Below are 23,020 nucleotides of genomic sequence, written 5' to 3' on the forward strand. Positions count from 1 at the left end.
AGAGGAGATACATCGATATGGACCTATATTGGACGTGGAAAAAAGAGAAGAAGAAAGCCGAACCCAAGTCATAAGTCCGGCAGATCATATCTAAAGGGAATTTACACATAAAAAAGGACTTGACCTATAAAAAGAAAAATATACTGATTTTTGTACGTTTTTTCTTATAAAATCCTACTATACTCTCTTTCAACAGTTATAAATGCAAAAAACCGACCAAAAGATACCAAAAGATCGGCTTTTCACATTTGTATACGTGGCTGCAATGTTTAATTTGACTTTGTGGTAAGTTTTCAGATTCGTCCTAATGTCCCTATTTTTAAATTCGCTTACATTTACATCATAATTCGCTTATCATCATTCGCTTACGTTTACATCATCATTCACTTACAATTCCATCGTAGTTCAATCAATCTCTTACACCGCCTCATCCAACACAGCTAATTGCAACTCATGCAGTTGTTGTTTAAGTTCAGCTACGATTGGTTGGTAAGCGTCATCATGATAGACATTATTCAATTCGTACGAATCTTGTTCTAAGTCAAACAATTCCCATTCTGGTGTTTTCTTCTCGTCTTTGGACCCTGATGTTCCTAGTGCATCGGCATAGTAATAGATCAGTTTATATCTTTCGGTTCGAATACCGTAGTGGGAGTAAACGTTATGACTGCTATCTAGGTGCATCCAGTAACGATAATACATCGCTGTTCGCCAGTCGCTAGGCGTTTGACCTTCCCAAATGGAACGCAAGCTTTGTCCCTGCATTTCCTCAGGAATAGCTACACCAGCATAATCTAAAAAAGTAGCAGGGAAATCAATGTTAAGTGCCATCGCATCCGTACGAATTCCCGGTGTAATCGCTTTAGGGAAGCGTACAATAAATGGCATGCGTAAAGATTCTTCGTACATAAACCGCTTGTCATACCAGCCGTGATCCCCAAGGAAAAATCCTTGATCGGACGTATAAACAACTATCGTATTATCAGCAATACCTTCTTCGTCCAAATAATCTAGCAAATTGCCAACGCTTTCATCAACAGAAGCAACGCAGCGCAAGTAATCTTTCATATACCGTTGGTAACGCCATTTTTTTTGTTCGAGCTCCGATAGTCCAGGTGGCGGCGATCCTTTTAAATCCGTTTCATCGTTCATATCACGATCAATTCGCATCAACGCTTCGTGTGCCGCTTCTGATCGAGTAGCGTAGTCATCGTAAAATGTTGCTGGTTCCGGAATTTCTACATCGTCGTATAGAGTAGCATATTTTGGAGCCGGCTCCCACGGTCGATGAGGTGCTTTATGATGTACCATTAACATAAATGGTTGTTCTTTATTTCGTTTATCGAGCCAATCTATTGAAAAATCAGTAATTAATTCTGTGGCATAACCTTCATGCTGCTTCAATTCACCTTGCTCATAGAAGCGAGGGTTATAGTATTCTCCTTGATCATGCACAACAGACCAGTAATCAAAGCCAGTCGGATCTGCTTCTTCCCCATGTCCCAAGTGCCATTTTCCAATAATTGCTGTTTGATAGCCATCCTGCTGTAGCAATTTAGGGAATGACATTTGACTGCCATCAAATCGATCCGCTAACGTTCGTACTCCGTTCAAATGATTGTACTTTCCAGTTAAAATAGCTGCTCGACTAGGGGAACAAATAGAATTCGTACAGAAACAGTTATCAAATACGATGCCCTCGTTCGCTATTCGATCTAATTGCGGTGTTTCATTTACTTTACTGCCGTAACAACTCATCGCATGGGATGCATGATCATCCGACATAATAAACAAAATATTCGGTCTTTGTTGCTCGCTCAAGTTTACCACCTCTTCTATTTTAATTGATTCTATACAACACTCCTCTTCTATCTTATCATATTGCATTTTAATTTTTCTTATAATTTCTAGCTACTTACAAAATGACAGACCAACTAGCAAAGCCCTCTACTATTTTTTGCCCTTGAAAGTACTCATTCTTTGCTTTATATTAATGAAATAAAAAAATGCACAAACTGTTTACACAGTCTGTGCCAAAAAAAGAAGGGATATGTGAAATTACTTATTTGACCGAACCTGTCATACCTGCAACGAAGTGTTTTTGCATTAAGAAAAACACAAGCGCTGTTGGAAGTGTCGCAATCGTAATAACTGTCATCATCATCCCGTAGTCAGGCGAATAGCTAGATCCTAACGAAGAGATAAGTAATGGAACAGTCCGATTGGATGCTGACGGTAGTACAACGAGTGGCCATAAGTAGTTGTTCCAACTGTTCATAAAAGTAATGATTGCCGCTGCTGCATAGGTTGTTTTCATTGTTGGCATAAATATGCGGAAGAAAACTCCAAGCTCTGATAGTCCATCGATACGTCCAGCCTCTAACATATCTTTCGGGAACATCTTCGTGTTCTGCCGAAAGAAGAAGATGAGAAAGGCGGTAGTAATCGTAGGTAGCATCGCCGCGATTAGTGTATCAACACCGATAAATGGTAACGACGATGAAAATGAACTAAACAAACGGTACAATGGCACCATTAGTGCCGCAAATGGAATCATCATAGACAACAATAAAATAGTAAACACGATATCTTTTGCTTTGCTTCGATAAATTTCAAAACCATAACCAGCTAGCGAAGCTACAATTAGTGCTAAAATAGTCGTCGTTAAAGAGATTTTCGCTGAATTTAACAACGCCGGCACAAGATCTACCGAATTAAATGCTTTATCTAAGTTTTCCATTAAATATTTACCCGGTAACAATTTCCCCATAGTAACGTCTACCGAGCGATTAGTCATACTAACAATCATCCAAAAGAATGGGAAGATCGATATAATAGCTGCTATGCTTAAAAATATATACATTACTGTCCGCTTTAGTTTAGCCATCTTTACGATCCCCTCCTACTCTAAATTGGATAATAGAGAATATAACAATTAATATAACAATTGCATAAGATACTGTTGCTGCATAACCAAAGTCAGGCGTGTACTTGAACGATAGGTTGTAGATGTAATGTGACAATGTTGTAGTAGCATTACCCGGTCCGCCCTTCGTTATATTAACGACTTCATCAAACAACTGTAGTGTTCCGATAGTCGATGTAATCGAAGTGAATAGGATGATTGGCTTCAGCAGTGGTATTGTAATTTTCGTAAATTGTTTAACTGCAGATGCACCATCGATACGAGCCGCTTCATAAATAGAATGATCAATATTTTGTAACGCTGATAAATAAAATATCATATTGTAACCTGTCCAGCGCCAAGTAATCGCCAGAATAATAGTAACCTTTGCCCAGAAAGGATCCGTTAACCACTGGATCGGAGCATTTACCAAATGTAATTTCACTAATAATGTATTAATAAGTCCATCAGGTGAAAATAATGCTTTGAAAACTACGGAATAAGCAACCAGTGATGTTACTGCCGGCAAGAAAATAGCTGTCCGGAAAAAGCCTTTAAATTTCAAATTACGATCATTAAGTAAAACAGAAATAATCATCGAAAGAGCGATCATTAATGGTACTTGCACGATTAAGTAAATGGATGTGTTAGCAAGTGCTACTCGAAACGTCGAGTCTGTAAACAAACGTTTGTAATTATCAAATCCAACAAAGTTAAGATTGTTACCAAGACCAGCTTTGAATGATAATATTAGCGCATCAATCATCGGATAGAAGTAAAAGATACTAATCATGACAATGGCTATCGACACGAATGACCAACTAATTATATTAGTTCTGGAGCGGATATTCATTCCCTCTCCTCCTCGGAAAATATATGAAGGCATTTAAAATACCAGCCCACCAGATATACCGGCAAGCTGGCGATAACTCGGGTTATTTATAATTGTTACCTAATTTGTGTATCCGCTTGTTTTTGCAAGTCAGCTAATACTTTGTCTATCTCTTTGTTGTTCAAATAATTTTGTAATTCTGCTGCTGCCAAGTCTTCGATGGCATAAGTGTGCATACCGTAGTTAACTTTTGGAATTTCAGCAGTCCATGTTGCAAAGTCTTTCACAATTTCTTGCCCTTGGAAGAACTCATTTGGTGCTTTGTATGCTTCACCTTCAGAAGCTGGTTTGTACGTACCGATTGCTCCGATTTTTGTTACTAGTTCTTGGTATAGTTCTACGTTAGATCCTAGCGTTTTACCTAAGAATTCAGCTGCTGCTTCTTTTCCATCAGTGTTAAGCACGTAGAATGAACTACCACCTAAGCTAGAAGCGTGAACAGAGTTTGCGTTTTTATCCAATTTTGGAAGCGGTGCAATTGCCCATTTACCTGATTGACCTTCTCCTTGGATAATGGATGACGTAAACCAGTTACCGATTGGAAGGGATGCTACATCACCACTATTGTAGTTTGCTACATATTGGCTCCAGTCCGTGTGGATTTTTGCCAAATCAGCATCAATCATCGCTTTGTATACTTCAAAAGCTTCTTTTAGAGCTTCGTTTTCTTCAATAAATGGTGTAACACCATCTTCTTTCAAGTACCAAGCACCTGCAGATTGCATCATAACACGGATAATTCCTAGGTCGTTTGGATCTAGAGAAATCCAGTGTTTACCAGTAGCTTCTTTTACTTTTGTACCAATTTCAATATATTTGCTCCACGTAATGTTATGCAAATCTTCAATTGTATAACCAGCTTGCTCCAAATAATCTGTTCTTACATATACTCCAGTTACACCAGAGTCAAATGGCAAACCGTAGTTTTTACCATCTAAGCTACTTGGCTCAATTTTGTATTCTGCGAAATCAGCTGCATTGAATACATCATTTAGAGGGTAGANTTTTGTTGAATTAGAGCTTAACGTTGTGTTCAGCTTAGAAACGATATCATTTTGAGCACTTTCTACAACTTCAACTTCCAATTCTGCATTTTCTTTTTTGTAATGCTCTTTTGCCATTTCCAGTGCAGCGATGTTAAAGCTTGGGTCCCATGCCCAAATTGTAATTTTGTCTGTCTTGCTTGCATCAGGAGCTTTGTCTGTTGCTGCTGGTGTTTCTGCGTTACCACCATTCGTACCGGCATTACCACCATTGGTTTTGTTACCGCCATTGCCGCCACCGGAAGAACATGCTGCTAGTAGTAGCATTGTTGCCATTAGCAATGTAATCAATTTCTTTGTGTGTTTCATTTTTTCGACCTCCATTTTTTATTCTATCGACTTTAAAACGCTTTCCGTTCTGTACATTTATCATATCAAAACTATTTATTTGATGGTTAGCACATTCTTTGCCTACATTTGTCTGATTATTATAACTGTCAGAATAGCATTCTTTTGTTTCTTGTAATATTTTTCGTTTGTATAACATTCTTTATATTTCCTATAGCAGGTTGCATTATTTTACAAAATCCCACAATTAAAACCATAAAAAAACCTTCCTCTCGCTTACTACTTTGCTAGTAGCAATAACGATACTGGAAGGTTCATCATCTCATTGCATCTCATCTTTTATTAAAGGTAAGCAAATTTTCACTTTTGTCCCTTCTCCTAATTTACTCGTAATCGTCACTCCATATGGTTCACCGTATAACAATTGCAAGCGGTCTTGTACATTTTGTACACCAATTCCGGTAAATAACTGTCGCCTTCCATCATTTTTTTCTAAAGCTAGTTGTTGTTGATCTAATGCCGCTACTTCAAACCCGTCACCATCATCTGCAATTTCACATACTAATGAATCACCATCAACTGCAGCCATAAAATAAATATTTCCTTCTCCTTTATTGCTAAAAGCATGGAAAAAAGCATTTTCTATAAATGGCTGTACAATTAATTTGGGCAAATGATAACCTAAACAATCTGGCATGACAAAATAATTCATCTTTATTTTTTCACCATATCGCGCCTGATTGATCATGACATAGTTTTTCGTATTCACCAGTTCTTGACTAAGCGAAATCGTTTCATTCGCATTACCTACTATATTTTGCAACAGTGATATGAGGGCATTAATCGTATCTAGCGCTTTCTCTTTGCCACCTTGTTGTACCATAAACTTAATCGACGCTAATGTGTTATACAAAAAATGAGGGTTAATCTGCCCTTGGAGCGCTTCAAGTTCAGCATTTCGCTGTTGCTTTTGCGTTTCCATCAATTGATTAACATGCTCTTGTAATTCACCCAGCATATGATTGAATGCTTGTCCTAATTGTTTTGTTTCATAATTACCGCTAACCGCTACTTTGTACGCAAATCCAAACTTCGAAATATTTGAAATCTGTTTCACCAGTCGGCTTAACGATAACGTTAATTGACGGGAAGTAAAAAATAAAATAATAAGAGCTACCAAAACGATCAATAGAACAGTAAGTACTATGGCATCCATATCTGTTAACTTACCGATCGCAATCTTTTTATCAATAATATTGACGATATGAGCATCTAATGTCGGCAAATATTTGGCGAGTACAATTTGTTGCTTTCCTTTCAATTTCACATCGTAATACTCTTTTTCTTGTTTTTCCAAATTTTCGACATAATACAACAATTCTTCGTCTTTTTGACCAATCCATAATTTATTATCTGACGATAGTACTGTACCATCTTGGTGTAATACGACTACTTCATTACCAATGTTCGCGTATGAATCAAAAAACTCGGAAAAATTTTTTTCTGAAATCGACAAATAAAGTACACCATATGCGAGTCCTGTATTTCGATCAATCAACGCCTTTGTAATAACGATGACATTTTCATTCATCTTTTCATCTCTTGGTAATACGTTATAATGAACCCGCTGCGGATTTTTCACCGTTTTCATCGTCATCGCATGTTGCTTTATTTCTTCACCAGTAAATTTTAATAAAGAACGATCCGAGCCTGCATATATACGTCCATTAATACCGGTAACAAATACTTCAATATCATACATATCTAACACAGGAACAATTCGTTGCATCAATTCATTCATCCGATAATGAGCGCTCAACACTTCCAAAGAATTGCCTTCTGTTTCCATTAAAAATTCTCTTATAGCTCCACTTTGTGACACATTGTTAGCTGCTACTACGATAGAATAATGAAAGGATTCCAAATTTTCATTGATCTGGTTAATAATTTTGGAATTCGTAATACTAAACGTATCCATAAACAGTCGTTCGGACATATTAATCGTTGTCCAAGTAGTCGTTACTGCTACTAACACAATACTAATAACCATAATGAAAAACATTTTAATAAACAAACCATTATATTTGAACCGTTCAAACCACTTATTCATCCCTTACTATACCCTGTCCGATTTTTTCTGCGATATTGACTTGGTGATAAACCGGTTCCTTTTTTGAATACTTTGCAAAAATAGCTGTGATCCGAATAACCTACTTTACTACTAATGTCCGAAATAGGTTCTTCCCCATAAGCCAATAATTGTTCTGCTTTCTCGATTCTCACTTTATGCAAGTAATCTACAAATCCTTCCGCGTTATGAGTGGAAAAGTAATTGGACAGATAGGACGGATTAAAGTGAAAATGGTTTGCTAAGTCTGTTAAAGTTAATGCTTCCGCATAATGCTCTTGAATGTATGCCATCAATTTACGAATATTATCATTCGCATTTCTGTCTTCTCTACTCGCAATTACTTGTTTTGTTTTCTCCAAAAACTGCTGAAAATGAGTAAGCGCTTGCTGTGCCGAGACAGATTGTTCGAACGCTTTGAAATATCGATACTTCTCTTGATCTATCGTTTGGACGTCATATTCTAAGTTACCTAATAGTACCGTAATATTAAATATAAGATTTCCTAGTAATGTTTTAAACTCAAAAACATCTGTTTTATAACAACGAGATAACTGATGTACATGTCGTATTATATCCGAAAAGGCTTTTTCAAATTGCCCTCGTTTAAAGTCTTCTGTCAATTGATTAAGTAGCAATGGTTCAGGTACATCTGGATGTTCGGGTAGTTTTCCTTCCATTAATGACTGGTACTCATATAAATAAAAAGAATAATCCAATATTTTACTCATCGTTTGAAATGCCGCTGTTAGCTCCGTTAAACTAGAAAATCGATTACTTATCGAGTATACTGTTCGTCTTTCTGTATCTACTACCGCACTGTCATCACTACCCTTATTCCCTCTAATATACTCTACCATATAGGAATTAGATTGATGCTGATCGGCTACATTGGCAAACTCCACAAAATGTTCATCGATTACATTACTGTTAGCACATACAACAATCGCTTCACTTCTACTACGCTGGAATGGTAGTGAATAAGCAACGGTTTCATCCTCCCACCCTTTTTCTGCAATAAACTGTTGCCATATCTCCAATAATGGTAGTGTTTTCTCATCACTTATCTTATGTTCTATTCCAACAACGCAGTAGCAATCATATGGAAAAAATTTCTCCAGCTGTTCTGCATTAGTTGCATAATCAAAGTCATATCCATTCACCATTGCTTCCAAAAGTCGTTGCACATATAATCGATCAAATAGTGCGGATTCCCCATTCAACTCGGATAATGCTGGTATCCGCTGGATAGTTGAACGGAGAACAGTAAGTAAATGCTGTTTCTCCAATTTCGGCTTCAATATATAATCAGCTACACCGCTTTGAAACGTAGAACGAACGTAATCAAACTCACCAAAACTACTCAGCACAATAACTTCTATATTGGCAAAACGTTCTTTAATTTCTTTAGTTAATGCTTCCCCGTCCATTAGTGGCATCACAATATCTGTAATGACAATATGTGGATGTACTTCTTCTATGAGCTCTATCGCTTCTTTGCCATTAGCTGCTTCGCCCACAATCAAAAATCCTTCTTGCTCCCAGTCAATAAAGTGGCGAATACCTTGTCTCGTCAATACTTCATCATCTACTATCAACACTCTACATAACTGTGTAGTATCCATCTTTTTTCCCTCCTTACAAACTGTTATATACCTGGATAAAGTAAACGTCAGTCCACATACAACTACAATTATACTTTTGCTACTTATCAGCATCAATTCATCGTATAATCAAATGTAGTGATGCTTGTCCTATAGTTGATACACTGATTAGAAAGGAGCTTCTGTTTATGGTGATGTCAAAAGATACGCTGCATCGTTGGAAAGTTCCAATGATAGCAACCGCTTTTTTGTTTATCCTTATATTATCCCATTTATTATGGCAATGGGCATTCAAACAAGATGACCAATACGTTGTGGATCAAGGACAACTTAACATATCTACTCTTGACTATAGTCAAAAACGATCAATATTGCTAGGGGGGGAGTGGGAATTTCACCCGAATACGTGGCTATTTCCACAAAACATACCAAATCATCATAGGAATAATGAACAAAAAACACAATCTCTTCCCAATAACAAACAGTGGATGACTGTACCTGGCAATTGGAATGACGATCATGCAGTAGACGATCAACAAACGGTACATTACGGCTCTTATCGCTTACGTTTATTAGTCGATCCAGATCGTCCAACTAATTTAACGATATTCGTACCAAGTGTACGTAGCAGTTCGCAATTATTTGTCGATGGCAACTTAATAGCTAGTTCTGGACAGCCCGCTAGTAGCCAGGCGGATTATGTCGCCCGTAACATTCCGTATACCGCTACTTTCTATACAGACAACAAAAGTGAAATTGAGATCGTATTGCAAGCTGCAAATTTTACAGATAGTCGTACCGGTGGAATTACTCGCCCTATGCGGATTGGCTCTGAACATACGATTAATGTAGAGCGACAGCTATCGTTAATGATGCATATGCTAGTCGTTTCCATTTTTCTCATTCATGCTGTGTACGCGATCATTCTATATTTTATCGGCTATCGCAATAAAAAATTTCTCTATTTTTCTTTATTTATATTGATCATCGTTCTGTCTTTACTTACAGCTATAGAAGAAAAGGTGTTATTGGTCTGGTTTCCTCTACCACTAAATATTAGTCTAAACTTACAAATTATTTTTCTTATTACTGGCGCATTTGCACTGAACAAATGTATGGAAGAGGCACTTCCTAAATTTTGGACGAAGTATATTACACCTACACTATCGCTAGCTTGTCTCGTCATGCTCATTGTTACATTGTTCATTCCAGCACAATATATGTTTCCATTACAATTGATAGTATCTATTTCTATTATAACTACATTTGTTACTGGAGCGATACTATTAGTTCGTCGAGCATTTCATGGCTCCCAGATCAGTCTTGGTCTACTACTTTCGATGATTGCCGTTACTCATTATTTTCTCGTTTTTATCTTTATATTACCAAACCATGCTAGTGTCATCTACTATCCGTTTGATTTAATTATTGCTACCATCTGTTTTTCGACGATTTGGCTAAGCCGTTATTATCGTATTTTATTAGAAACACAACAACTTACGTTAAAATTACAACAAGCCGATCAACAAAAAGACCAATTTCTCACCAATACATCTCATGAAATACGTAATCCGCTGCATAGTTTACTTACTGTCGCTCAAACAGTACTCGATCGTGAACAGTCTCAAATCAGTAATGAAAGTGTGACTAGCTTAAAAATGGTGCAATTGATTGGCAAACGACTAACGATTATGCTAGATGATCTGATCGATATGAGCAGATTACCTGGTACTAATATTGAATTAAACAAACAGCCGTTTTTTGTGCAAGACATTAGCTATAGTCTAACGGTCATGTTGCAGCATATGGCTGGTAATAAACCGGTGATGCTCATTAACGATATACCAGTACATGCTCCAGCTGTATATGGTGACGAAAATCGAATCATGCAAGTATTATACAACCTCACGCAAAACGCATTGAAATTTACAAACGAAGGAGAAGTGCAATTTACATCTTATATGGTCGGCTCCCATATGCATATCCAAGTTAGAGATACTGGAATAGGGATAGCAGACTCAGATTTGCAACGTATTTTTCAGCGGTATGAACAAATTACTGACGCATCGCAAGAATATACAGGTATTGGACTCGGTCTTTTTATAAGCCGACAACTCGTAGAATTACATGACAGTCATTTGAAAGTCGAATCTACCGTTGGGAAAGGGACAGAATTTTCATTCCTATTGCCTCTAGCGGAGCCATTAACATATCCCGATCAAGAAGTAATAGATCGTCTACTACATCATACGGAGGATGCAATAGATCTACATGACGATGAAAAACAATTCCCGATTAATTTAGAATTACAATTAAATAAAAAGCATGCGCAAAGTAGCCAGCATTATAAACCGCCACATCAGCTACCTCATTTTCACTCAAAATCGATAGCTCCTGATCAATCACGAATTTTACTCGTTGATGATGATCCTATCAATTTGCAAGTGATGCAATCGATGTTAGAGCCGTCTGGCTTTGACCTTCAAGTGGCAGCAGATGGAAAAACAGCCTTGCAACTCATTCAACTACGTGAATGGGATCTAATCATTTCTGATGTGACAATGCCACATATGTCTGGTTTTGAGCTTACAGAAAACATAAGAAAACTTTACTCTATTACCGAATTACCAATATTGTTGCTAACTGCTCGCAATCGATCTACCGATATTAAAAACGGCTTTTTGGCTGGTGCTAATGATTATGTAACAAAACCAGTCGATACGATTGAATTTCATGCCCGGATTAAAGTATTGACCGATATGCGTGAGAGCTTCCGAGAAAGGATGCGGATAGAAGCTGCTTGGTTACAAGCACAAATCCAACCCCACTTCTTATTTAACACATTAAACGCTATTGCAGCATTAAGTACCATTGACTTAGAACAAATGCGTAATTTGATCGATGTATTTAGCCAATTTTTACGAGATAAATTTAATTTTCAAAATATGCAACAGTGGATTTCGATTGAAGATGAGTTAAATATCATTCGTTCCTACTTATATATAGAGCAAGTGAGATTCCAAAACAAATTGAAAGTAGAATGGCACTTAGATGATGTTGAACCTTTTTCTATTCCACCATTAACAATTCAACCATTGGTAGAAAATGCAGTGAAACATGGCATATTGCCGTTACCGCATGCCGGAACAATCCGTATTTCGCTACGTAACTATCTTGAAAGTGTTGAAATCAGCATTAGCGACACAGGGGTCGGTATGGAAAAAAGCGTCATAGAAAAATTACTTCATGCCTACGATACACTACAGCATGACGGCGGTATAGGTATTATCAACACGAACTTACGACTACAACGAAACTTTGGTAGTGGGCTCGAAATTACAAGCACCGTCGGTTCAGGAACTACTGTATCTTTTATTATAAAAAAACAACTATAAAGATACTGTCACAACAAAGCACGTACCCCTATGCTCTCTTCCTAGAGAACGGAGTACGTGCTTTTCACTGCTTGTATACTATTGTTGCATTTCTTTGGTAGGACCAGATACTGGAGGAACAGTTAGACCTGCTTGACGAAGTAGTACCGTCATTTGTCCTCTGTGATGTGTTTGATGATCAACCATCATACGAAGAATAGCACCACGTGGCATTGGACCTGCAAAACTATCTACTGCTTCTTCCATTTGCTCGTCAGTAAGTGCAGGCGCTCCATGTAAAAATGCTTGATGAATAGCTTCATACTGCTTAACGATTTCTGCCATATTGCTCGGAACTGGAGCATCATGTGCTACTGCTGGTATTTGTAGTCCAACCGTATTACCGAACATTGCTGCTGCTCCGGCCAAATGCCATGCTAACCAAGCCAATGAGTTATGTCCATCTACGATCGAAACGTTCATTTTTTCATCCGTAATTGCTCTGAATACAGCTAACGATCCTTCAGCTGATCTCGTCCACTCTGCTACAAAGTCTGCTGTTTTACGATACATGAAACTACCTCCATTAATAAGTGATATGTATACATCACCTATTCTATCGAACTAGCATACTTATATCAAATTTCTAGCTACATTTCTTTTTATAGTTACTCAGTATTCAATTATTCGATTGTTGTTCCTGTACCGAGGTCATCATATCTTGAATATGCATTTTCATTAATTGCCTTGCTTGATCACTATTTTGCTCGGCAATCGCTACAGCAATAAGCATATGATAGTGGGTTGTTTTTTGCTGCATATTAGGCAGTTTGTTCGTCTCTCGCCTACCAGTAGCTGATAGATCAGCAACAACCGTTAACATCTGTGCTAACAATTCATTATCCGCACCTTCAGCAATGGTCTGATGAAATGCAATATCGGTAGTATAAAAATCTTCTCCCCGCTCCATCTGACCTGGCATAATCTCTGCCAAATGACTAATTTGTTTCCGTTGTGAATGAGTCGCTCTTACCGCACATAATGCCGCAAGCTCCGGCTCTAGCACACTTCTTGCTTCTAACAACTGTAGTAACGACTGCTGTTCCATCCCTTGAAACTTCGCAGTAGGATCTGCCAGCAATGCAGGATCAGTAGATATAAACATGCCTCGCCCATGTTCAATCGATATAAAACGTTGACTTTCTAATATACGCAACGCTTCTCGCACAGCAGTAACACTAAGCATATATTGTTCGGCTAGTTGTTTTAATGTCGGCAGCCGTTCTCCTGGTTTCCACAATCCGTCTGCAATTTTTTGTTTCATATCATCTAAGATTGTTTCATGCGCTAATTTTTTCATTCTATTCACCAGCTTGCCTTTCATCTATTCCGCAACTATCATACATGCTTAGTGTAGCTGATTTCTACTGTTATATCCACATTTTATCTTGCCACCTCACACTAGCAATTTTATACGTAGAATCCTTCACGTGCTTCTCGAATACCCGGATACTTTTCCATTTCTTCTTCTATTAAATCAACACCAAGCCCTGGTCGTTTCGACAATATTAATTTACCATCTCTTACTTCAATCGGATGATCGATAATCGTATCCCGCCATGGCACATCATTAAACATAAATTCTTGTCTAAAGAAGTTGGGTACCGATGCACATACTTGCGCGCTTGCAAGTGTCGATAATGGACCATTCGGATTATGTGGAGCAAGCAATACATTATATGCTTCTGCCATCGTTGCCATCCGCTTCATCTCGGAAGGACCACCACAACGGGTAATATCGGGCATAATAATATCTACTAATTGCTTTTCTAAAATGGGGCGAATACCATAGCGTGTATAGTGACGTTCTCCCACACATATCGATACAGCGGGATTCAGTCGCTTCCGAATGGCTTTCAGCGTTTCGGCACTTTCTGGACCTACAGGTTCTTCATACCAAGTAATATTCAAGTCAGATAACTGATCTGCCATTTGAATCGCTGTCTTCATATTGAGCATTGCATGCGTTTCGATCATCATATCCATATCTTCCCCAACCGCTTCACGGACGGCGCGGCTTACCGCTACCGCATTCCTTTGCATCGCTGGCGTTAACGATAAATTAGAAGATAAGTCCTCACCATATAAGTAATTCGTATGCGCAAATGGATCAAATTTTAACCCACCAAAGCCCGCTTCCTTTACTTTCTTTGCTTGCGCTGCATAGTCCTCGGCATTATGCCCGCCACCTGTAAACCAATAATTCGCGTACAATGGAATCTCCGTTCGGAAAGCACCACCGAGCAACTCATACATTGGTACGCCTAGCACTTTTCCTTTCAAATCAAGCAACGCCATATCCATTCCACTAATCGCACATAGACTTGCTCCATATGGACCAATCCAATTCAAATCACGATATAGCTTCGTCCAAATAAAATCCGTTTTCATTGGATCTAGCCCAATAATGCGCTCCCCTGCATGGATCGCCGCCGCTTCTACTATCGGACTTCCCGGCCAGTTCGTTGCTTCACCAACACCCGTATAGCCTTCATCCGTATAAATTTTGATCATCGTCCAGTTATATTTAACCCCTTCAACTAACCACACTTTAACGTCTGTAATTTTCAATTTTGTCGCCTCCCAATAAAGATATTAACATTTAATTTAATGATATGATCTTAAAAGAAAGCTGTCAAGCATATTTATATGAATTTACTCCTTTATAAGCGTTTAATACAATCTTCCTCATTTCTGTATACGAGACATTAGATATTTCACTAGTCAAATAAGACAACTGCATATTTTCATATTCATTTTTCCAATAAATGACGTAAAATATATTTGTAAACGTTTTCAATTATTTTTTTACTACAGGTGGTGTCTATTATAAAAAAATTTTGGAACAATCGTAGCTTATTTACGAAAATTGCTCTTTACTATACGATAACGGTTGTCTGTCTAGCCATTTTTATTATTATTTTTACAACCAAACAAGTAACAGAAGAAGTAACCGATCTAAACATATCCCTACATAACAATATATTGAACAATATCTCTAACTATATGGAAGATATTCATACTGATATTAATAATTTAACTAAAATAATCGCCTACGAAGGCAACCTACAAAATCCACTCTATAGTTTTCTTTATTCAAAAGACAGTAATAATCCTATTCCATTAGATCAAGAGTTTTCAAGATTTTTTCTCGACTTTAATAATTCTAGGTATAACATTGCTTCGATTATTGTTCTTAATAATACCGATGATGCGCCCCATTTTTGGAGTAGCAATAACATTGGACTGGTTAACAATTTTCCTTTTAGCAAGCAAGATTGGTATAGCACAGTGAAAGATAGCGCTCGACAAATGACTGTATTTAAGACCAACGAACCTAACTATTTAATTAATTTTAATGCTAATAAACAAATGATCACTTTCGCTCGTAACGTCTATGATGTACAAAACATAAGTGAATTGCGTGATATTGGTACTATTGTCGTCAATTTACAGGTAGACACATTCGAAAAAATGTTCGAATCTTTAGTTTCTGATTTCAATGGACAATTTTACATACTTGCGGAAGATGGAACAGTTATTTTTGATTATTCAGGTAAGTTTACTGGACAACACCACCCCCCTTTTCATAATCTTGTCAGTCAGTTTAATAGCAAGGAGGGCAACCAATATGTGAAATTAGATGGTTCGAAATTTGCAAGCTACAAAAAAATACCTCATTTTCAATGGACAGCAGTAACTGTTATTCCAGAAACACAAATATCAAGTGGCATTGACAAAATTAATTCTACCATTATTTACATTGTCGTCGTTGCCATTGCTAGTGCATTCCTCATGTTTCTATTTATGTTCAAGCGATTTTTTAAACGACTACAATTAATTTTAAAATCCATTCATCGTATCGAAAAAGGCAATTTCGAACCGGTAGCAAGGACAAGTAAGCGAGATGAAATCGAACAAATTGCGGTAAGTATTGATAACATGCGGTTAAAATTAATAGAATTCATTAACAAATCATACATTAGTAATATAAAACAACAAGAAGCGGAACTGCGAACATTGCAGATGCAAATAAATCCACATTTCCTATATAACACATTAGAAAGTATTCGGATGAAAGCTTCTTTGAATAATGATGCTGAAGTAGCTGATATGATCAAAATACTAGCTGACTTATTTCGTTGGAACGTACAAGATAAACATATGGTTATCTCTCTAGAAGAAGAAATTGAATTTGTAACTGCCTACTTAGATATTCAAAAAATTAGATTTGGTGATCGTTTGCAATATGCTATTCACATACCATCGGAACTATATGGCTATGGTATTTTAAAGCTGTTGTTACAGCCTATTGTGGAGAATACCTTCATTCATGGCTTTGAACAAGGTAATTATCCACATTTTTTAGAAATTAAAGCTGTGTTGTCAGACAAAGAACTAATAATTTCTATTATGGATAACGGGATCGGTATGAGTGCAGAAAACATTATACAGTTTAACAAAAAATTGCAGCACGCCATTTCTACTAATTATGAATACCAATCGACTGAGCAAATAGGTCTTACTAACGTCCATGAACGAATTAATCGTTTGTTCCATTCCTTTTTTGGTTTACATATTGCTTCTAATGAAATGGGGGGCATTACCGTTACCGTCAGATTGCCTGCATATTACACTGGGGAGATGAGAGATTATGTTCAAAACGATTATAGTTGATGATGAAGCCATTATTCGCCAAGGCATTAAACAAATTATTGATTGGGAACAGTTAGGTTTTACAATAGTAGAGGAAGCAGCAAATGGCTCAGAGGCACTAGATAAAATGCAATCTCAATACTTCCATCTGATGATTACCGATATAACGATGCCGAAAATGGATGGCATTAGTTTAATCAAAAAAGCACGTGAAAAATTTGAAGATCTTAAAATCATCGTCCTTAGCGGTTATAACGATTTCCAATATGTCAAAGAGGCGATGAAATACAATGTCGATAACTATTTATTAAAACCCGTTGAACAACAAGAGCTGTCCGCTACATTAGACACAATTAAGCAATCTATAACAACTAATATAGAGAACCAATATATGGGTAGTGAAAACACACTGATATTAACAAATCATTTGCTCAATAGATTGGTTAAAGGCAACATATCGATGATAGAATTTCGTAATCGAGCTAACTTCCTACAACTATCGTTACCTACAGCACCGTACTACTTGGCATTAATAGAAATGGAAGGGTTATCGATTCATTACGAGGCTGGGTTAAGCAACAATGATACAACGACATTTTTTGCTTGCATTAATGTTATGGAAGAATTACTTTCGTCCAAAAAAATGCAGTCTATTATATTCGAGGATGAGATGCATCGACTTGCTTGTCTGTTTCATTGCCATTCTTCAGAAGTGGCGGCAGCATTAGTGAATGATATATTACACTCTGTCCAAATTTATGTCAAAGAAAAGGTAACTATCGCACTTAGCGAACAGTTTCATAGTATAAATACGATGCAACAACATTATGTTTCTACCAACAAATTGCTTGATTATCGGTTTTTTACGGGAAGCAATGTCGTCATTACAGCACAATCTATTCCTACTTCGACAGATATTACGATCAATGAAGATTTACTATTAGCTAACTATGAACGTGTCATTAGAAGCTGTCACAAGCAACAAGCAACAGAAATGATTACGAATTTATACGATGAACTGATGACAAAATCTACTCCAACACGCTCTTTTGTAGAATATATCACCTTAAAGCTAGTAGTTAAAAATGTGGAAGTTATTAAAGAATACAACGGTAATGCTTCTTTCCTTCAAGAAGATACCGTCAGCTTGTCCCAACAAATGGTCACATTACCTACCATTGAACTTATTACAAATTATATGTTAGATATTACAAATTACACGATAGACACTATCACTCATTTGCAAAAAAACCGTCCTACCAAAATTATCGAACATGTATGCGAATATATTGAAAAGCATTATGCAGAAGATATGACATTAAAAGGGCTTGGCGATTTATACTATATTAATCCTTCCTACTTAGGAAAATTATTTCGCAAAGACAAAGGAGAACCCTTTAATGATCACTTGAACAAAGTTCGATTACAACAAGCAAAACAGCTCATTCAAACGAGCAATTTACGTATTTATCAGATCGCGGAACGTGTCGGTTACAAAGATTACAACTACTTCTCCAAAATGTTCAAGCAACATTTCGGCGTATTACCACGCGATTTCAAATAGACCATCTCCTACATTAAATAGCTGTTTCAGTGAATGATAATCGTTTACCGAAACAGCTATCTAGTTTCCGTCGTAGCCGCAGCTACTGTTACTTTCAATGTTGCATCCATATTACCCTTTTACAGCACCTGTTGTAATCCCACCAATAAACTGTTTTTGCATAAACATAAATAATATGATCGCTGGTAGCGATGTAATGATCATACCTGCAAATGCATGATTCCAAGACGTATTGTATTGACTAATAAAAGTAAAGAAAGCGAGTGTTATCGTTTCACCCTTTTGCGCACCTAAAATAATAAACGGGTTAATAAAGTCATTCCACGTCCACATCGTAATAAAAATAATAACGGTAGCTGTCGCTGGCTGTAACAGTGGGAATATAATCGTCCAAAACATCCGAAACGTACCACAACCATCTATAGTAGCTGATTCGTCCAGTTCTTTAGGAATACTCTTCATAAAACCGGTATATAAAAATATACAAAACGGCATATAAAGCCCTACGTAAAATAAAAACAACCCTCCAAAACTTTGCATCAAATCCATCATTTTTAATAATTTAATAATTGGAATATATAATGTTTGTGGTGGAATCATCAGTCCAGCCAAAAACAATAAGTAAATCGCATTCGTCCAGCGATTCGATTTTCTTTGTAATGTAAAAGCAGCCATGGAACTAATCAAGATCATCACCAACAAAGTAATGACTGTAATTACTAAACTATTGCGAAATATCGCCCATATATCAATTGTTTTGAACACTTCAATGAAATTATCCAAATAAAAAGATTGCGGCAACGAAAATGGATTTACCCCAGTTTCTTGTGTCGGTTTAAAGGAATTGACAATAGCAATATAAGCAGGTACAAGCATAAATACGCCAACAATCGCCATAATCATTTCAGGAATATACGATTTTAATTTGTTCTGTTTCATTTATGCCTCCACCTCCCGTTTACGCAAATAAACAACCTGTACGATCGACATTGCTGCGACAAACAAAAAGAGAATAATAGCTAGTGCCGAAGCGTACCCTTGTTTATTTGATACAAATGCTTGCGATATAATATTGAATGCAATCGTCTCTGTCGTAAACCCAGGACCACCATCGGTCATTACTTTGACAACATCGTACGTTTTCAAACCACTAATAAAACATAGAATCCAATTAATTGTAAAGGATGGTGATAAGAGTGGAAAAATAACCGCTTTAAATTGTTGTAACTTGCTTGCTCCATCTATCGTCGCTGCTTCCACCACATCCTGTGGTACTGTCTGTAATGCCGCTAAATAAATAACCGTGTAAAATCCTAAAGATTGCCACACGATAACAAAAATAATCGAGAAAATAACAAGCTGTTGATCGCCAAGCCAGTCCTGCATAAAGCTGTCGAGGCTCATTATTTGTAAGACGTAATTCAGTACGCCCGTATTGTAATTATAAATATAAGACCATACGAAACCGACAACGACAAAGCTTAATATTTGCGGATAAAACACAAGTAATCGGAACAAACCCTTTAACTTGCGCAAACTATTGAGTAGCATAGCTAATACTAATGCTGCTACGTTAATAACGATACAACTTATGACTGTAATAAGTAGCGTTACTTTGATAGAGTAGAAAAAACGATCGTCTTGAAAGGCTGTTTTGTAGTTGTTAAGCCCAATAAAACTATAGGAAGAACTAATGCCGTCAAAGTCAGTTAAACTATAAAAGAAGCTTAAAAAAATAGGTACGATAGCGAATATGACATATCCAATCAGTGCAGGAGCTAGCAAAAGTATATATGGTAGATTTTTGTTCGTTTTGTTCATTCTGTTCCCTCCCTGCTATGAACAAAGTGCAAAGCGCTAACCGCTTTGCACTTGATAGCTTGCTAGTTTATTAGTCGTTGCCATTCTTTGTTCGCATCTGCTATTTCCTTTTGGATATCACTACCACTAACAACATTTTGTAAAATTTTAAAGATAAATGAGTCAATTCCTGGTGCCCACGCCGATTCTCCTAAACCAAACCCTGGCAATGGATAAGGTTCATAACCTTCAATACCATCCAAAACAGCTTGACCATACTCATTTACTGGATACATGATTTGCTTAGCTGTAGTAGAGAATGCAGCTTCCGTTTCAATTAGGCTAGCGTATACTTCTTCATCTTCAAACAAAAACTTCAAAAACTTTAATGCTGCTTCCGGATGTTCTGTTGTGGATGATACACTCCAACCTTCCGTTCCCTTCGCCATGTAACCTTTAACAGCAGTTTCCGACGGCAGTGGGAAAAATCCAACATCAAACCCCGGTTGCAAATTAGGGAAGTCCGATCCTGCTACCCAAGAACCATTCATATACATGGCTGCTTTCCCGGATGTAAACTGCTCTGTTGCTTGTTGATAGTTAATACCTAATACACCTTTTCCAAATGCACCCATCGTGTTCAAATCAGAAAACTTCTGCATTGCGGAAGCAAATACTGGATCAGTAAAATCTACTTCCCCTTGTGCTCGTTGCGTTGGGAACTCTGGATTTTTTTCAAGTGCTTCTGCCCCTATTAACGGCCATAATCCGCCCATACCAAGCACCCAACTATCTTTACCCGAAATAGATAACGGAGTCGTTTTATTTTCTTTCGACTTTTCAATAATAGCTACAAATTCTGCCCAAGTTTTCGGTACTTCTACTCCCCATTGCTCAAATAAATCTTTATTATAGAAAACTCCGATGACATCTGTTTTATATGGAACCGTATACAATTTCCCATCTTTTCTACCGAAATCAGGATCAGCAAGCAAGTTGGCAATATCATCTGGTATTTCTAACAATGCTCCCGCATCAGCAAATTCATCGACTGTCATCATCGTCATCACATCCGGCATATCTCCTGAAGCTAGTGACGTTTTCAAAAACTCTGTTACCGTTAGATTAGAATTGTTTGCTATACCGATCACTTTTATATCTGGATTTTGTTCGTGAAACTTATCTTCAATCTTTTTGAAAAACTCTTTATTACGCGACGCACCAACTTCTTGTCTAAACCATTTGATTTCTACCACTTCCGCCGGTTTTTTATCATCTGGTGGTGACTCCTTATTTCCGTTAACAGGTTGCTCTGTTTGTTTCTCACCCGCTTCATTATTTGTTGCATTACCACCCGTGGCTGGATCGTTTTTCCCCCCACCACTACAAGCCGCCAAAACAAAGACAAATGCTAAAACGAGAAACATCATCAGATAACGCCGATTATTCATAGTACCCCTCCGTATTTTCAAGTTTGAATTATGTTCTTCATCTATTACCATCATACAGAAAGATAACGCTTTCTAAAACGTCACCAATTAGCAATTTGTCATGAGTAATTAGCTAATTTATAATTCAGGTTAATATTTAACCATATTAATTCAAACAAAAAAACAGTCTCTGCTGTAGCAACTATCACTTAGCAAAAACTGTTGAAAAGAACTGCTGAAAGAGATCCTTCATTATTTTTTTGTACTTATCTCCATACGCTGTACTTACCGGCATCGTTTACACTCACTTCAAATAAGAAGAAAACTGTTCTAAAAACTAGTCTATCATATTCCGCTCTATTTGATCCAGTGCATAGTATGGTGTACGACAATAATCAGATGCAATAATGCCACGCTTTTGTAAAATGACTTTTTCCACTTGAATAATTAACTCTACCCCTTGCATCCAGTATGACGTAAACGGCAATAGACGTTGGAATAACGCATCGAATGCTTCACGATTACCAGACTGATACAAGTCAAATAGAGCAACATATATTTCTGTAAAGGAACAGCCCGGCTGAATACCACTGGCTCCACGATCAAGCACATCTGGCATTTGTACACCTGCGTAACCAACTAAAGAACCGAGTTTCCCCTGTGATCCTTCTATCAATTGACTAACGTATCGTCCAGGTGGCTGCGTTTCTACTTTAATAAATTGGATGTTCGGGTGTTGCTCATGTAGCTGAAGAAATACCGATGGTGCAATCCGAACGCCAGTCTGGCTAGGAGCATACTGCACAATTATCGGAATTTCAACGCTTGCTGCTACTTTGGATATATGATCAATTAGTGCTGCTTCCGACGGCTGTAAGAAAAATGGTGGTAACAACATTAAAGAATCTGCTCCAAGATTTGCCGCTTGCTTCGCTCGTCTGACCGCATGCTCCGATGTATGCTCCGTAATCGACACCATACTCACTACATTAGGCGTACTTTCTAACTCTCGCAATGTAATATCGACCATCGTATCCATCTCTTGCTCAGACAGCTTATGAAACTCTGTTGCCAAACCAAACAACGTAATCCCGTTCGCCCCCGTTTGCTGCAAATGGCGGATCATCTGTTGAAAGCTATCTTCATCCAATAAACCACTATTCGTAAATGGTGCCGCTGCAATCGGAATAATTCCACCAATTTGTTTGTTTAGTTTGTTCATCTAGCTCTCCTCCACCTCTATATTTCACTTTCTCATACTATACTTAATTCTCGT

At 37.4% G+C, this 23,020-nt stretch carries 16 protein-coding genes; 3 read left to right on the forward strand and 13 right to left on the reverse strand.

The window, feature by feature from the left end:
• Positions 1-417: 417 nt before the first annotated feature.
• From ACFSTH_RS09425 to ACFSTH_RS09450, 6 genes are all read right to left on the reverse strand, one after another.
• A complete protein-coding gene (locus ACFSTH_RS09425) occupies positions 418-1,821 on the reverse strand; it encodes a sulfatase family protein (protein ID WP_377774855.1) in 1,404 nt (467 codons plus the stop codon).
• A 241-nt stretch (positions 1,822-2,062) separates the two neighbouring features.
• Entirely contained in the window at positions 2,063-2,887 is an 825-nt protein-coding gene (locus ACFSTH_RS09430) for a carbohydrate ABC transporter permease (protein ID WP_377774854.1), read from the reverse strand.
• On the reverse strand, positions 2,880-3,758 hold the full coding sequence (locus ACFSTH_RS09435) for a carbohydrate ABC transporter permease (protein ID WP_377774853.1): 879 nt from the start codon (positions 3,756-3,758) through the stop codon (positions 2,880-2,882). Before ACFSTH_RS09435 ends, ACFSTH_RS09430 begins: the two co-directional genes overlap by 8 nt.
• Positions 3,759-3,853: 95 nt before the next feature.
• Positions 3,854-5,164, reverse strand: a complete 1,311-nt coding sequence (locus ACFSTH_RS09440) for an ABC transporter substrate-binding protein (RefSeq protein ID WP_449295466.1) — start codon at positions 5,162-5,164, stop codon at positions 3,854-3,856.
• Positions 5,165-5,450: 286 nt separating this feature from the next.
• Complete coding sequence (locus ACFSTH_RS09445; protein WP_377774851.1) at positions 5,451-7,238, reverse strand: sensor histidine kinase; 1,788 nt, start codon at positions 7,236-7,238, stop codon at positions 5,451-5,453.
• Positions 7,235-8,881, reverse strand: a complete 1,647-nt coding sequence (locus tag ACFSTH_RS09450; RefSeq protein WP_377774850.1) for a response regulator — start codon at positions 8,879-8,881, stop codon at positions 7,235-7,237. Before ACFSTH_RS09450 ends, ACFSTH_RS09445 begins: the two co-directional genes overlap by 4 nt.
• A 167-nt stretch (positions 8,882-9,048) precedes the next feature.
• On the opposite strand from ACFSTH_RS09450, the gene ACFSTH_RS09455 reads away from it, so the two are divergent.
• Complete coding sequence (locus ACFSTH_RS09455; RefSeq protein WP_377774849.1) at positions 9,049-12,255, forward strand: hybrid sensor histidine kinase/response regulator; 3,207 nt, start codon at positions 9,049-9,051, stop codon at positions 12,253-12,255.
• A 78-nt stretch (positions 12,256-12,333) separates the two neighbouring features.
• Here ACFSTH_RS09455 and ACFSTH_RS09460 read toward each other — a convergent pair whose 3' ends face one another.
• The 3 genes from ACFSTH_RS09460 to ACFSTH_RS09470 form a co-directional block, all read right to left on the reverse strand.
• A complete protein-coding gene (locus ACFSTH_RS09460) occupies positions 12,334-12,807 on the reverse strand; it encodes a DinB family protein (protein ID WP_377774848.1) in 474 nt (157 codons plus the stop codon).
• A 106-nt stretch (positions 12,808-12,913) separates the two neighbouring features.
• Positions 12,914-13,594 (reverse strand): FadR/GntR family transcriptional regulator, encoded by a 681-nt coding sequence (locus ACFSTH_RS09465; RefSeq protein WP_377774847.1) that lies wholly within the window; start codon positions 13,592-13,594, stop codon positions 12,914-12,916.
• A gap of 110 nt (positions 13,595-13,704) precedes the next feature.
• A complete protein-coding gene (locus ACFSTH_RS09470; protein ID WP_377774846.1) occupies positions 13,705-14,865 on the reverse strand; it encodes a mandelate racemase/muconate lactonizing enzyme family protein in 1,161 nt (386 codons plus the stop codon).
• Between the two features lie 249 nt (positions 14,866-15,114).
• On the opposite strand from ACFSTH_RS09470, the gene ACFSTH_RS09475 reads away from it, so the two are divergent.
• Both ACFSTH_RS09475 and ACFSTH_RS09480 read left to right on the forward strand, forming a co-directional pair.
• Positions 15,115-16,971 carry a sensor histidine kinase gene (locus ACFSTH_RS09475; RefSeq protein WP_377774845.1) on the forward strand — a complete coding sequence of 619 codons (1,857 nt, stop codon included), beginning with the start codon at positions 15,115-15,117 and terminating at the stop codon, positions 16,969-16,971.
• Positions 16,949-18,514, forward strand: coding sequence for a response regulator transcription factor (locus ACFSTH_RS09480; protein WP_377774844.1), 1,566 nt, complete (start codon positions 16,949-16,951; stop codon positions 18,512-18,514). The genes ACFSTH_RS09475 and ACFSTH_RS09480 overlap by 23 nt, the downstream gene beginning before the upstream one ends.
• Positions 18,515-18,625: 111 nt before the next feature.
• On the opposite strand, the gene ACFSTH_RS09485 is transcribed toward ACFSTH_RS09480, so the two are convergent.
• From ACFSTH_RS09485 to ACFSTH_RS09500, 4 genes are all read right to left on the reverse strand, one after another.
• The gene (locus ACFSTH_RS09485; RefSeq protein WP_377774843.1) at positions 18,626-19,453 is read right to left on the reverse strand and encodes a carbohydrate ABC transporter permease; all 828 of its coding nucleotides are present in this window, start codon (positions 19,451-19,453) and stop codon (positions 18,626-18,628) included.
• On the reverse strand, positions 19,454-20,335 hold the full coding sequence (locus ACFSTH_RS09490) for a carbohydrate ABC transporter permease (RefSeq protein WP_377774842.1): 882 nt from the start codon (positions 20,333-20,335) through the stop codon (positions 19,454-19,456).
• Between the two features lie 62 nt (positions 20,336-20,397).
• On the reverse strand, positions 20,398-21,765 hold the full coding sequence (locus ACFSTH_RS09495; RefSeq protein WP_377774841.1) for an ABC transporter substrate-binding protein: 1,368 nt from the start codon (positions 21,763-21,765) through the stop codon (positions 20,398-20,400).
• Between the two features lie 316 nt (positions 21,766-22,081).
• A complete protein-coding gene (locus ACFSTH_RS09500; RefSeq protein ID WP_377774840.1) occupies positions 22,082-22,966 on the reverse strand; it encodes a dihydrodipicolinate synthase family protein in 885 nt (294 codons plus the stop codon).
• Between the last annotated feature and the right edge of the window lie 54 nt (positions 22,967-23,020).

Source organism: Paenibacillus yanchengensis (assembly GCF_042684845.1).
In the GTDB taxonomy this organism is placed as follows: Bacteria; Bacillota; Bacilli; order Paenibacillales; family Paenibacillaceae; genus Pristimantibacillus; species Pristimantibacillus yanchengensis.